The 13120-nt window shown below is 74.2% G+C and carries 11 protein-coding genes; 6 read left to right on the top strand and 5 right to left on the bottom strand.

The annotated features are described in order from the left end of the window. Positions 1-3: 3 nt before the first annotated feature. From MOV08_RS04655 to MOV08_RS04640, 4 genes are all read right to left on the bottom strand, one after another. A complete protein-coding gene (locus MOV08_RS04655) occupies positions 4-1116 on the bottom strand; it encodes a PP2C family protein-serine/threonine phosphatase (RefSeq protein ID WP_275306415.1) in 1113 nt (370 codons plus the stop codon). A 58-nt stretch (positions 1117-1174) separates the two neighbouring features. Beyond that, complete coding sequence (locus tag MOV08_RS04650) at positions 1175-1615, bottom strand: hypothetical protein (protein ID WP_275306413.1); 441 nt, start codon at positions 1613-1615, stop codon at positions 1175-1177. 198 nt (positions 1616-1813) lie between these two features. Continuing rightward, positions 1814-2686 (bottom strand): hypothetical protein, encoded by an 873-nt coding sequence (locus tag MOV08_RS04645; protein ID WP_203232514.1) that lies wholly within the window; start codon positions 2684-2686, stop codon positions 1814-1816. Continuing rightward, positions 2686-3984, bottom strand: a complete 1299-nt coding sequence (locus MOV08_RS04640; RefSeq protein WP_275306412.1) for a VWA domain-containing protein — start codon at positions 3982-3984, stop codon at positions 2686-2688. Before MOV08_RS04640 ends, MOV08_RS04645 begins: the two co-directional genes overlap by 1 nt. 377 nt (positions 3985-4361) lie before the next feature. Between MOV08_RS04640 and MOV08_RS04635 the strand changes: the two genes are divergently transcribed. The 4 genes from MOV08_RS04635 (at position 4362) to MOV08_RS04620 (ending at position 9343) form a co-directional block, all read left to right on the top strand. Next, complete coding sequence (locus MOV08_RS04635) at positions 4362-5840, top strand: type III PLP-dependent enzyme domain-containing protein (RefSeq protein ID WP_275311696.1); 1479 nt, start codon at positions 4362-4364, stop codon at positions 5838-5840. Next, positions 5837-7180 (top strand): pyridoxal-phosphate dependent enzyme, encoded by a 1344-nt coding sequence (locus MOV08_RS04630; RefSeq protein ID WP_039629704.1) that lies wholly within the window; start codon positions 5837-5839, stop codon positions 7178-7180. The genes MOV08_RS04635 and MOV08_RS04630 overlap by 4 nt, the downstream gene beginning before the upstream one ends. A gap of 5 nt (positions 7181-7185) precedes the next feature. Then, the gene (locus tag MOV08_RS04625; protein WP_275306410.1) at positions 7186-8403 is read left to right on the top strand and encodes an aminotransferase class V-fold PLP-dependent enzyme; all 1218 of its coding nucleotides are present in this window, start codon (positions 7186-7188) and stop codon (positions 8401-8403) included. A gap of 163 nt (positions 8404-8566) precedes the next feature. Next, positions 8567-9343, top strand: coding sequence for a class I SAM-dependent methyltransferase (locus tag MOV08_RS04620; protein WP_039629700.1), 777 nt, complete (start codon positions 8567-8569; stop codon positions 9341-9343). 59 nt (positions 9344-9402) lie between these two features. Here the strand turns inward: MOV08_RS04620 and MOV08_RS04615 are convergent, their stop codons facing one another. Further along, on the bottom strand, positions 9403-10257 hold the full coding sequence (locus MOV08_RS04615; protein WP_275306408.1) for a COG4705 family protein: 855 nt from the start codon (positions 10255-10257) through the stop codon (positions 9403-9405). Positions 10258-10550: 293 nt separating this feature from the next. Here MOV08_RS04615 and MOV08_RS04610 point away from each other — a divergent pair, with 293 nt between their 5' ends. Both MOV08_RS04610 and efeB read left to right on the top strand, forming a co-directional pair. Next, on the top strand, positions 10551-11756 hold the full coding sequence (locus MOV08_RS04610; RefSeq protein WP_275306407.1) for an EfeM/EfeO family lipoprotein: 1206 nt from the start codon (positions 10551-10553) through the stop codon (positions 11754-11756). Further along, positions 11753-13102 (top strand): iron uptake transporter deferrochelatase/peroxidase subunit, encoded by a 1350-nt coding sequence (gene efeB, locus MOV08_RS04605; protein WP_275306406.1) that lies wholly within the window; start codon positions 11753-11755, stop codon positions 13100-13102. The genes MOV08_RS04610 and efeB overlap by 4 nt, the downstream gene beginning before the upstream one ends. Positions 13103-13120: the final 18 nt, after the last annotated feature.

Below are 13120 nucleotides of genomic sequence, written 5' to 3'. Positions count from 1 at the left end.
CGGTCACCGCGCCGCGTACTCCGGCGGCCGGGTGATCGCGATCACGGCGACGTCGTCGCTCAGATTGCCGCCCGCGTAGCGGAGCAGATCGTCGCGGAGGCGCCGGACCAGCGCGGCCGGGTCGGGCTCGTTCCACTGCGCCAGCCGGTCGGTCAGCGGATAGAACGCGCCCGAGCGGTCCCGGGTCTCGATCACCCCGTCCGTGTACAGCAGCAGCACCTCGTCCGGCCCGAACGCGAAGCTCTCCAGCTTGTAGTCGCTCTCCAGCGGCGCGGTCAGTCCGAGCGGCAGCGCCGGCTCGGTGACGTCCAGCGACCGGACCCGCCCGTTCCGAAGCACCAGGGGCGGGGGGTGCCCGCAGTTGACCATCTCGATGCGCGGTCCGTCGTCGCAGACGTCCAGGACCACGGCGGTCACGAAGGACTCCGGGTACTCCTCGGGGGCGTGCGCGAGGTTCCAGAACACCGAATTGCCCAGGTGCGCCGCGATCGCCGGCAGCGGCAGGTTCCGGTAGGCCGAGCCCCGGAACGCCCCGATCAGCACCGCGGCCTCCCCGATCGCGGGCAGGCCCTTGCCGCGCACGTCCCCGATCACCAGGCGGGTGCCGCCCGGCACCGGCACCGCCGCGTACAGGTCGCCGCCGATCTCGGCCTCCTCCTCCGCCGCGATGTACGCCGACTCGATGCGCAGCCGGCCGATCCGGCGCGGCAGCGGCCACAGCAGCACCTGCTGGGCCGCCACCGCCACCGACCGGACCTGGCTCAGCTGCCGGTGGTGCCGGTCGCGGGCGTAGCGGAAGACCGTGACCAGCACCGAGAGCACGAAGAGCGCGGCGATCTGCGCCTCGTGGTTGGCGGTCGTCAGCCCGCCGTGCAGATGGCCGATGAGGATCTGGGCGGCCACCGCCAGGGCACCGATCACCCCGGTGAGGCGGGCTCCCGCGAACGCGGCGGTGAGGGCCGGCGCCGCGACCAGGAACGGGCCCAGGTGGATGGTGGTGGGTGAGCTGATGTCCAGCGCGGTGACCGCCACGATCAGGGCGAGCGGCAGGGCGACCAGCCCGTGGCTCAGCCGCCAGGGCCTGCCTTCGCGGAGCGGACCGCGCCGGACGCGCATATCTCTTCTCTACACCTGCGGCGGCCCCCGCGCCCGCAGGGGCCGCCGCAGGGTCGGATCAGAGCGTGACGGCCTTGGTCGCGTCCGCGTAGTGGCCGCCGCGCGGGGTGACGACGGCCGCCTCGATCACGACCCGCTGCCTCTTGTGGAACACCGAACCGGGCTTGGGGTGCAGGACCAGCCGGACGATGTGGTTCCGGGCGTCGCACCGCAGCTTCTTGTTCGCGAGCGTTCCGGTGGCCACGGCCTTGTGGTGGCCCTTGGCGACCAGGCTGGTCGCGGTGGCCGCCAGGTGGACGGTCGACCCCGGGTCGCAGGAGTAGGTGATCTCGGCCGTGACGACCGCGGGGCGGCCGGCGCCGAGCGCGACCTGGCCGACGGCGATCGAGTTGGCCTTGGCGACGGCCGGGGAGGCCAGGGCGCCGACGGCACCGGCGGCCAGCAGCAGGGCGGTGGCGGCGGTGCCGGCGACCCGGCGGACGGGACGGGCTGGCTTCACTGAGAATCCTCCACGGACGAGGGGCGGGCCCGATCGGGCCCGCGGAGCGTACTGCTGTCGTCCCTAGTGAGGGTGATTCCCGCCGCGCGGTTGCCGATTGCGCCCGGCAGCTTCCGGACGAGCGGATTCCGCCGGCCGGGCGGCCCCGGTGGGGCGGGGGAGCCCCACCGCGACCGCCCGGCACCTCCACCGGTCCGCTCAGGCGCCCGGCGGCAGGTGCGCCGGCCGGCCCGACCCGCGCGTCATGCGGTAGCCGCCGACGCCCGCCAGCGCCGCCAGCACACCGCCCACCGCGGTCCACACCCAGCGGTCCGACCACCGGCCCGAGGACCAGCCGCCGTCCGGCGCCCCGTCCGCCGCCTGCTGCTGCGCCGACGCGCTCGGCTGCGGTGTGGGCGAGGCCGTGCCGGCGCCCGGCACCAGCGGGGCGGACAGCTTGCCGTCCACCGCCTGGGCGCCGCCCGTGTCGGTCGCGGACGCCACGACCTCGGTCTGCACCGGCTGCCCCAGGTCCTCCTGGGACAGACCGACCACGGTCAGCCGGACGTAGTAGTTGCCCGGCAGCGGGTCGTTCGCCCACTGCTCCGCCCAGCCGCGCACCGTGCGCAGCGTGCAGGACAGCTCGACCGTCCCGGCGCCCTTGGCCGCCGCCCTGGTCGTCACGCCGTACTGGCACGCCTGGCGGCGGCGCAGCCCGTCGTAGACGTCCAGCTGCCAGGTGGCCGCGCCGTGCCGGGCGGTCTCCGGCAGGGTCACCTTGGCCTTGACGGTGACCCGTTGGCCGGTGTCGGCCGGCAGCACCCAGTACAGGTAGTCGCCGGTGGAGGCGCTGGCGGTGGCCCGCTGGTCCAGCGCGATCGGGGTCGCGGTGCGGAAGGACGTGCCGGCCTCCGTGGGGCCCTTGGCGGCGTCCCCGCCCTCGCTCGCGCTCGCGCTGGTACTCGGGCTCGGGCTGTCGGCGACGGCCGCGCCCGCCCCGGCCACGCCGCCGGCGAACGCCAGGGCCGCGGCGCTCGCCAGCAGCCCGGCCGCCCGCACCGCACGGGCCGTCACGTTACGTACGCTCCGCATCAGTTGGTCCTCCAGACGGTGATGCGCCAACGGGAGATCCAGCCCCACACCAGGCCGCCCAGGAACCCGGCGACCACCAGGGCACCGAGCAGCCACCAGCCCCGGCCGAGGCCGAAGGAGGCCACGTCGGAGGCGTTGTGCGGACCGTCGACGAGGTCCACGGCCAGCTCCACCGGCAGGCCCGGTTCGGTCTTGACCGAGGGGCCCGCCGCGAAGGAGTTGCTGACCTGGAGGCAGACCGTCTCGGGCGCGTCCTTGGTGGCGTCGTCCGAGGAGGCGACCTCGGACTTGGCGTAGCGCAGCCCGGTGGAGACGACGTCGGTCCGGCCGTCACCGGCCTCCGAGCCGCGGACGATCTCCCGGCCGTGCTGGGTCGAGGCCCTCAGCAGCACCCCGTAGTCGTTGTTGACCGCGCGGTCCGCGCCGATGCTCACCGAAGCGCGCAGTTCCTGGCCCGGCTTGACGTTCACCCGGTACCAGCGGTGCTCGGCGAACGTCTCGCGGTCGTTGTACAGGCCCGGCTTGAGCTCCGGGGCACCGGCGCACTCCGCGGCGCCCTGAACCTTCACCGGCGTGGCCACCCGATGGGCCGTGCGGTCCACCAACTGGTGGACGCGGTCGCGGAGTTGGTTGGTGTGCTGCACCGAGGTGTAGGTGCCGCCGGTCGCCTCGGCGATGCAGCTCAGCTGGCTGCGGGTCTTGGCGTCCGGCAGCAGCCCGAGGGTGTCGACGGTGAGGTGGATGCCCTGGGCGGCGATGTCCCGGGCCACCTGACAGGGGTCGAGCGGCTGGCAGGTGTCCTCGCCGTCGGTGATCAGGACGATCCGGCGCTGGCCGTCGCCGCCCTTGAGGTCCTCGGCCGCGGCCTGCAGGGCCGGGCCGATCGGCGTCCAGCCGGTGGGCACGAGCGTGGCCACCGCGGTCTTGGCCTCGGTCCGGTCGAGCGGCCCGACCGGGTAGAGCAGCTTGGTGTCCTTGCAGCCGACCTGCCGGTCGTTGCCGGGGTAGGTGGCGCCGAGCGTCCGTATGCCGAGCTGGACGTCCTTCGGCACGGCGTCCAGCACCTCGTTGAACGCCTGCTTCGCCGCGGCCATCCGGCTCTGCCCGTCGATGTCCCGGGCCCGCATCGAGCCGCTGACGTCGAGGGTCAACTCCACCTTGGGGGCGGCCCCCGGGACGGGTTCGCCGGCGCTGGCCGGGGTGGGCGACAGCCCGACCGTCATCGCGGCGAGCAACCCGCAGACCCCGGCCGCCAGCCTTCTTCTGGTGATCCGTTTGCTGATCGTTCTGGTGATCATCGCCGGATCGTATGGAGAAAACGGCCCGACTCCAAAACGACCCTGACGGAGGCCGCAAACGCCCCATAGGCGGAGCGGCCGTGCGGAACTCCCCGTCCCCGTTTCAGCCCCGCCGCCCGCTCGATCACACCTCTCCGGCCGAGCCGGGGTCGCGCACTGCACCTGTGCCGCCTGGAGGACCCTGTCCCGGGCGCCCCGGTGCGCCGCTGAGCGGCCCTGCGGCGCGCGCCGCCGTCCGCCCGGCCCCCGGCATCGGGTCAAGTCCGGGCGGGCGGCGGCGGGTGGGCGTAAAGGCCGTCGGGAGCGGGAAGTGGTTAACGGCGAACCGTGCGGGGCGCGTTCGCACCCACGTCGAAGGGGGTCTCTTGGCGGCTGCTGTGCCATCGTCTCCGGAGACGCTGTCTCTGGAACCGCGCCTGGACGTGCGCCTGGCGTCGCTGCTCGGCGCGGGGCACTTCCTCCCCTCGCTCGTCGACGCGCTGGGCTCGCCGCTGAACGTGCTGCTGCCCGACCAGATAGCCGAGAACGCCACCCGGTTCCGCGCCGCGTACGGCACCCACCGGCTCGGCGGCCAGGTCTACTTCGCGCACAAGGCGAACCGCTCCAGCGCGCTGCTGCGGCGGCTCGCGGCGACCGACGCGGCGGTGGACGTCGCCTCACTGGGCGAGCTGCAACACGCCCTAGGCGCCGGCTTCGCCCCGGACCGGATCATGGCGACCGGCCCGAAGAACCGCGAGTTCCTGTGGCTGGCCGCCCGGACCGGCGTCACCGTGCACGCCGACTCCGCCGGGGAGCTGGACGAGTTGGCGGCCCTGGTGCGCGCGCACCAACTCGCCCGCATACGGGTGCTGGTGCGGCTGTCCGCCTTCGACGGCCCGGGGGTCAAGGTGCTGACCCGGCCCAGCCGCTTCGGCACCCCGGCGGGGGAGCTGGACCCCCTGCTGAAGACCGTCGAGCGGCACGCCGACGTCCTGGAGCTGACCGGCGTCGGCTACCACCTCGACACCACCAGCCCGGAGGAGAAGGCGCGCGCCCTGGAGGGCTGCGTCCGGGCCCTGGACGTCTGCCGGAGCCGCGGGCTGCGCCCCCGGGCGGTGGACATCGGCGGCGGCTTCGGCGTCAACTACCTCGCGCACGCCGCGCAGTGGGAGCGCTACACCTCCGAGCTGACCGCCGCGGTGCTCGGCCACCGCCCCCCGCTCACCTGGCGCGGCCACGGCTACGGGCTCCGCAACGACGCCGGCACCCTGCGCGGCGCGCTCGGCCTCTACCCCGCCCACCGTCCCGTCGCCGGCGCCCGCTACCTCGGCGAACTGCTGGCGCTGCCGGCCGCGTCGTTCGGCGGCCGGAGCCTGGCCACCCTCCTGCTGGAGAACCTCTACGACCTGTACATCGAGCCGGGCCGGGCGCTGGTGGACCAGTGCGGGCTGGTGCTCGCCCGGGTGCTTGAGGTGCGCCGCACGGACAGCGGGGAGCCGCTGGTGCGGCTGGCGATGAAGGCCGACGACGCCGGGCTGGAGGAGCACGGGGTGCTGATGGACCCCGTACTGCTCGGGCGGGACGGCACCCGTGCGGTGGCGGGCAACGGCCCGGCGGCGGGTGTCTACCTCGCGGGCAGCCTGTGCCTGGAGGCCGACCTGATCACCCGCCGGATGGTCTTCCTGCCCCGGCTGCCCCGCCCCGGTGAGCTGCTGGCGTTCGTCAACACGGCCGGCTACTGCATGGACTTCCAGACCAGCCGCGCGCAGCACCAGCCCGTCGCGCGCAAGGTCGCCGCCTGGCAGGAGGACGGTTCCTGGCGCTGGTGCCTCGACGAGCAGTACTGGCCGATCACACGTCCAGGGGGAGAGCCATGAGGTACGAGAGCATCACCGAGGCCATCGGGAACACCCCGCTGGTACGGATCGATCCGGCCGTACACGGTCTGCGCCACATCGACCTGTACGCGAAGCTGGAACTGCTCAACCCCTTCGGGTCGGTGAAGGACCGGGCCGCCTGGAACATGGCCCGGCCGGGGCTGGCCGCCGCCGCGGAGCACGGCAGCCAGGTCGTGGAGCTCTCCAGCGGCAACACCGCCAAGGCGCTGGCGGTGATCGCGGGGATGCACGGGCTGCCGTTCAAGAGCGTGACGAACCGGATGCGCATACCGGAGATCAAGGACCTGCTCCTGCTGCTGGGCGCCGACATCGAGGAACTGCCCGGGCAGAGCGAATGCCTGGACCCGACCAACACCGAGGACCCGCTCACCCTCTTCCACCGCGAGCTGTCCGAGCCGGGCAGCAGCTACCTCCACACCGACCAGTACTTCAACCCCCGCAACACCGAGGCGCACGCCACCGGCACCGGCCCGGAGATCGTCAAGGACCTGGACGGGCGGGCCCCCGACTGGTTCGTCGCCTGCGTCGGTACCGCCGGCTCGTCCACCGGTGTGGCCCGGGTGCTGCGCGAGCACGACCCCCGGGTGCAGGTGGTCGGCCTGGTCGCCGCCAAGTCCGACTTCATCCCCGGCATCCGCACGCTGGACGAGGTCCACGAGGTCGGCCTCTTCGACCCGGCGACCTACGACACGGTGGAGTCGGTCACCTCCGACGAGGCCATCGAGGGCATGCTGACCCTGGCCCGCCGCTGCGGCATCCTGGCCGGCCCCACCGGCGGCGCCGCGTACTTCGGCACGGTGCGTCATCTCCGTTCCCTGGACGCCCAGTTGACGGATGATCGGCAAACGGATCCGGGAGCCCGCAGGTCGGCGGTGTTCATCGTCTGCGACCGGATCGAGAGCTACCTCAGCTACACCAGGCGGCGCCGGCCCGACCTCTTCCGCCAGCCGCCGCGGCGCAACGACCCGGCCGACCTGACGGACGCCGAGGTCGCCGCGGCCCCGGCCGTCGACACCCCGGACGCGCAGAAGTGGATCGAGCGGGACCGCCCGCTCGTGGTCGATCTGCGCAGTCCGTTCGCCTACGCCGCACTGCACATCGAAGGGGCGATCAACATCGTGGACGAACTCTTCGACGAACTGGTGCGCGGCGGCCTGCCGTTCAGCACCCGGCAGCCGGTGCTGCTGGTCTGTCCCGTCGGCGAGCAGTCCGCCCGCTACGCCGCGCTGCTGACCCGGATGGGCCATCCCGACGTGCGCAGTCTCACCGGGGGCGTCATCGCCTGGCGGGACGCCGGCGCGCCGCTGGTGCGGGACTGACCGCGGTGGCCTCGATCGCCGCGCACGGCCAGGGCGCCGCGCTCTTCACGGAGTGGGGGCCGTGGCAGCGCGCGCTGCGCGCCCAGTTCCCGCTCCTCGCCGCCCATCCGGAGCTGGCGTACCTGGACAGTGCGGCCACCGGGCAGAAGCCACAGGCCGTACTGGACGCCGTACAGGGCCAGTTGACCGACGCGCACGCCAACGCCGGCCGCGGTTCCTACCCCTGGGCCAACTCCTCCACCGCGCTGGTGGAACGGGTCCGCGACCGGGTCAAGAGCTTCCTCGGCGACCCGGATCCGGAGCGCTCGGCGGTCCACTTCACCAGCGGGACCACCGAGGGGCTGCGTCTGGTCGCCCGGGACTGGCTGGCGGAACTCCTGGCCGACGGGGACGAGATCGTCGTCCCGTTCGCCGACCACGAGGCCAATCTCGTCCCGTGGCTGGAGGCGCAGCGCCTGCTGGACCGGCAGGGCGTGCGGATCCGGGTGCGGGAGATGCCGTACCAGACCTCGTCCGGGGACTACGACCCGGCGGCGCTGGCCCGGCTCGTCGGCCCCCGGACCCGGTTCGTGGCCGCCACCCACGTCCATCACGTCTACGGCGGCAACATGAACGTCCACCTCATCCGCCGGGCGGTCGGGCCGGCGGTGCCGATCTGCCTGGACGCCGCGCAGAGCGTCGGCCATCTGCCGGTCTCGGTCGCCGAACTCGACGTGGACTTCGTGGTGTTCTCCGGCCACAAGGCGCTGGCGCTGCCCGGCTCCGGGGCGCTGTGGGCCCGGCAGACCCGCGGCCCGGAGCTGCGGCCGGGCGGCTGGCGGGGCAGCCCCAACACCACCGGGATCGCGAGCCTGGCGGCCGCGCTGGACTGGCTGGAGGCCGCCGGCACCGACCGGATCGGGCGCTGGACGGTGGCCCTGGCCGCCCGCCTGTCGGACGGTCTGCGCCATCTCGACGCCTACGAAGTCCTGGGCTGTCAGCGCAGTCTGGCCGCCGAGGCACCCGTCCAGCAGCGCTGCGGGATCGTCACCTTCCGGCACCGCGACATCGGCGCGAGCGACCTCGGGTTCATCCTCTTCAGCCATGGCTTCATGGTGCGCACGGACGGCCACTGCCAGGCGGGCGCGGGGGAGCGGACCAGTTCCGTACGGGTCAGCCTGCACGTCTACAACACCCCTGAGGAGATCGACCGGTTGCTCGCCGTGCTCGCTTCGCTGACATGAGTGCCGTTCCGCGCCCGCTTCGTGCCGCTGTGAGCCCGTTCCGTGTCGGGCGGTGCCTCTCCGGAGTGAAAGGGGCGCCTTATGGCTAATGGAAACCGTTTCCACCTGTAGCCTCGTGGGTGACCGTGCGGCACAGGGAAAACGGCAGGGGTGGTGCGACCAGATGGGGCTGAGCATGGCCGTCGCGGAGTGGTGGGTGGAGCGCTGGGAGCGCCAGCAGCGGCGCTACGCCATCGACCGCGAGGAGCGGTTCACGGTGATCGCCGACGTCGTCGAGTATGTGACGGCCGGTCAGCGGCGCCCGCTGGTGGTCGATCTCGGCTGCGGCCCGGGCTCGCTCGCCGCCCGGCTCGCGGACCGGCTGCCGCGCGCCGAGGTCGTCGGCGTGGACATGGACCCGCTGCTGCTGGAACTGGCCCGCACCCATCACTCCTCGGCCGCTCGCTACGTCGATGCCGTGATCGGCGCGGACGGCTGGACCGAGGCGATGGCGCTGGGGCGCCCGCTCGACGCCGCGGTCTCCACCACCGCGCTGCACTACCTCCCCGAGCCCGTCCTGCGCCGCACCTATGTCCAACTCGCCGCCCTGCTGCGCCCCGGCGGCGCCCTCGTCAACGGCGATCACCTCCCGCAGCCCGGGGCCGTCGCCGGCGCGCTCGCCGCCCATGTCGGACGCCGGCGCGCCGAGCGACAGCGGGACGGCGACCACGAGGACTGGGCGTCCTGGTGGGCGGCGGTGGCCTCGGAACCGGAGCTGGCCGAGTCGCTCGCCGAGCGCCGCCGCCGGCTGAGCGCACCCGTCACCGGCGGGGACGACGGCGGCGCGGACAACGGCCTGTCGGTGTCCGACCACGCCGCCCTGCTGCGCGCGGCCGGCTTCGCGCACGTCGTCCCGGTGTGGCAGTTCGGCGACAGCTGCGTGCTGGTCGCGATCCGGTAGCCGTCGGCCGGAGCGCGACGCGCGCCCGGCCCCCGTCCGCTCAGGCCGACCGCCGTCGCTCAGCCCGCGACCGGTACCGCCGCTCCGGGACCGCCCTCGGCCGGCCCGTCCGCGGGCGTGTCCTTGCCGGTCACCGCGAGATAGCCGATGAGCAGGGCGATGGGCACGGTCAGCGCGAGGGTGACCGGCCCGGTGCCCCAGTCGAGGCCGCCGCGGGTGGCCGGGACGCCCATCCAGTCGGCGAACGAGGCCCCGAGCGGGCGGGTCAGGATGTAGGCGCCCCAGAACGCGGCGACCGCGTTCAGCCCGAGGAACCGCCCGGCCAGCGCCGGCACCAGGATCAGCGCGCCGAAGACGATGCCCGAGGTCAGATACCCCAGGCCCAGGGTGCCGGCGGTGAGGTCGCCGGCCGCGGTGCCCAGGGCGAAGGTGGTGAGCACGGTGGCCCAGTAGAAGGTCTCCCGGCGGCGGGTGCGGACGCTGTGCAGGGCGAGCGTGCCCTCGGAGGCGTACCAGGCGAGCAGGATGACGGCCAGTGCCACCGAGAAGGCGAGGGTGGAGACGAGGTAGGGGACGCCGACGATGACGTGGACGACGTCGGCGGCCATCGTCCCGAAGACGCTCACCATGACGATCGTCGACCAGTAGAGCCCGGCCCGGTAGCGGGGCGATCGGAACTGCGCCACCATCAGGATCGCGAACGCCGTGAAGCCCAGGGCGCCGGCGGGTATCGGCCCCAGTGTCCGGCCGAGGTAGTCCGAGGCGGTCTCGCCCATGCCGGTGGTGAGGATCTTCACCACCCAGAACAGCGCCGTGACCTCGGGGACCTTGCTCCGGAGCGGAGCGGCGCCGGGGCGTCGCCCCCGGGCCGGGGGTGTCGCCACCGCCGCGCTGTCCGGCTGTCCGATCGTCATGTTCCGCCCTTCCGGCGCACGGCTGGCGCACGGTCGTCACCCAGAAATGTCTACAGGACTGTAGACGGTCATGGTGGGCGGAAGGTTCACCCCTCCCGGCGACGGACCTCGGGGACGGCCGGCCGCCCGGCCACGGTCACCGCCCGACGGGATGGTGAAGGCGCGGGAAACTCTTGGTGTCCAGACCGTCGGAAGGATGTTCGGCGGCGCCGCGTCTGCCTAGCATGTGCGACGGGGAGGCCGCAGGTCCTTCCCGCGAGCCAACGCCCTTTCCGTACGCCCCAGGAGGACCCGTGCCACGAGCCGGCCTGCGGCGGCTTCGTTCGCCGCGCGTCTGGGGTCCCGGCGGCGCCGTCATCGTGGCCGGAGCGGTCACCGCGGTCGCCCTGACCGCCGGCGCCGGACCGGACACCGCGGCCACCGCGGACGGCCTCCCGCACACCACCGTCGAGATCTCCCCGGGCGACTGCGGACGCGGCTGGCAGCACCCGCACTCCGGCACCCAGGTCTTCGACCTCCGCAACAGTTCCAGCGGCGCCGCCGAGGTCTACCTCCGCGGTGCCGGCGGCGGCCCGGTCTACGGCGAGGTGGAGGGCATCGGCCCCGGCACCACCCGCCAGTTGCGGGTCCGCCTCGGCCCCGGCGCGTACGCCTTCACCTGTCTGCCCGACGACGCCAACGCGACCACCGGGCCCACCGTCCGCGTCACCGGCGGCGGACCCGCCGGCCCGGCCGCCGCGCCGGTCACCCAGCACGACCTGATCGACCCGGCGATCGACTACCAGAAATGGGTCGCCGGCGGCCTCGACGACCTCGTCCGGCAGACCGACGCCCTGCGCGCGGCGGTCACCGACGGCGACCTGGCCGCCGCCCGCACCGCCTGGCTGCCCGCCCATCTGACCTACGAGCGGCTGGGCGCCGCCTACGGCGAGTTCGGCGACGCGGACCAGAAGATCAACGGGACCACCGCCGGACTCGCGGGCGGCGTCCACGATCCCGGGTTCACCGGCTTCCACCGCGTCGAGTACGGCCTGTGGCACGGCGAGTCCGCCGCCGGGCTGCGCGCCCCGGCCGCCGCGCTCGCCGAGACGGTGCGCGCCCTGCGCGAGGAGTGGGCCCAGGACCGCATGGACCCGGCGGCGCTCGGCCTGCGCGCGCACGAGATCCTGGAGAACACCGCGCAGTTCGAGCTGACCGGCCGCACCGACTACGGCAGCGGCAGCAACCTCGCCACCGCCCGCGCCAACCTCGACGGCACCCGCGCCGTGCTCGTCCGGCTGCGCCCCCTGCTGACCACCCGCTACCCGGAACTCCCGCGGCTGGAAAGCGGGTTGGACCGCACCGGGCGACTGCTCGACGGCTTCCGGCGGGACGGCCGCTGGACCCCGCTCGACGCGCTGAGCCGCGCCGAACGGCAGCGGACCAACGCGGCGGTGGGTGACCTGGTGGAACGGCTGGCCTCGGTGGCCACCCTGTGCGATCCGCGGAGGACGGTGTGAACGACGCCCAGCACGGCGGCGACGACGGTACGGAGGGCACGCGGCGGACCCGCGTCGGTCGGCGCGGCTTCCTGCGCGGCGCGGCGCTGGCCGGCGCCGGCGGACTCGTGGCCGGCGGCGCCGGCGGATTCGTGGCCGGCGGAGCCGGACTTGCGGCCGGCGCCGCGCCCGCCCGGGCCCCGTACGCCGACGGCACCGGCCCGCAGCTCCCGCTGCCCGGCACCGGACCGCTCGGCGGCCCCGCGCCCGCCGCCCCCTTCCACGGGCCGCACCAGGCCGCCGTCCTCACCGCGCCCCACCGGGTCACCGCGTTCGTCGCCTGCGACGTCACCGCCGACGGCCGCGCGGACCTGGCCGACCTGCTGCGCACCCTCACCGAACGGGCCCGCTTCCTGACCGGCGGCGGCGTCCCGGACCCGCTCGGCGTCACCGGCCCGCCCGCCGACTCCGGCATCCTCGGCCCCCAACTCCCGGCCGGGGCGCTGTCGGTCACCGTCGGCGTCGGCGCGACGCTCTTCGACGACCGGTTCGGGCTGCGCACCCGCGCGCCGCGCCGCCTCACCACCATGCCCGCCTTCCCCGACGACGACCTCCGGTCCGACTGGTGCCACGGCGACCTGAGCCTCCAACTGTGCGCCGACGACACCGACACCGTGCTGCACGCGCTGCGCGACCTGACCCGCCACACCCGCGGCGCCCTCCAGGTCCGCTGGCGGCTGGACGGCTTCGCCAGCCCGCCCCGCCCCACCGGCACCGCCCGCAACCTCTTCGGCTTCAAGGACGGCACCGCCAACCCCGACCCCGGATCGAGCCGCGAGATGCGGCGCCTGGTCTGGGTCGAGGCGGGCATGGGCGAACCGGACTGGGCAGTCGGCGGCAGCTATCAGGTCGTCCGGCTGATCCGGATGCTGGTGGAGTTCTGGGACCGGGTCTCGCTGACCGAGCAGGAGCGGATGTTCGGCCGCACCCGGGAGACCGGTGCCCCGCTCGACGGCAACGACGAGCACGACACCCCCGACTACCCCGGCGACCCCAAGGGCGACGTCATCCCCCTGGACAGCCACATCCGCAAGGCCAACCCGCGCACCGCGGACACCGCCGACCAGCGCCTGCTGCGCCGCGCCTACAACTACGACCGCGGCATGGACGCCAACGGCAACCTCGACATGGGCCTGCTCTTCTGCTGCTACCAGCAGGACCTTGCCCGCCAGTTCGAGACCGTCCAACACCGCCTGGCGGGCGAGCCGCTGACGGACTACATCAAGCCGTTCGGCGGCGGCTACTTCTTCGCGCTGCCGGGCGTACGGGACCGGGCCGACTGGTACGGCCGGGCGCTCCTGGCGTAGCGGCCGTGGCCCGCCACC

It is taken from the genome of Streptomyces yunnanensis (assembly GCF_029011865.1).
GTDB lineage: Bacteria > Actinomycetota > Actinomycetes > Streptomycetales > Streptomycetaceae > Streptomyces > Streptomyces yunnanensis.
The sequence above is the reverse complement of the archived record's forward strand: the minus strand, read 5'-3'. Positions and strand labels throughout refer to the sequence as shown.

Coding starts and splice junctions, on each gene's coding strand:
- MOV08_RS04655 (WP_275306415.1), bottom strand. CDS start 1,116: ATGCGCGTCCGGCGCGGTCCGCTCCGCGAAGGCAGGCCCTGGCGGCTG.
- MOV08_RS04645 (WP_203232514.1), bottom strand. CDS start 2,686: ATGCGGAGCGTACGTAACGTGACGGCCCGTGCGGTGCGGGCGGCCGGG.
- MOV08_RS04640 (WP_275306412.1), bottom strand. CDS start 3,984: ATGATCACCAGAACGATCAGCAAACGGATCACCAGAAGAAGGCTGGCG.
- MOV08_RS04630 (WP_039629704.1), top strand. CDS start 5,837: ATGAGGTACGAGAGCATCACCGAGGCCATCGGGAACACCCCGCTGGTA.
- MOV08_RS04620 (WP_039629700.1), top strand. CDS start 8,567: ATGGGGCTGAGCATGGCCGTCGCGGAGTGGTGGGTGGAGCGCTGGGAG.
- MOV08_RS04615 (WP_275306408.1), bottom strand. CDS start 10,257: ATGACGATCGGACAGCCGGACAGCGCGGCGGTGGCGACACCCCCGGCC.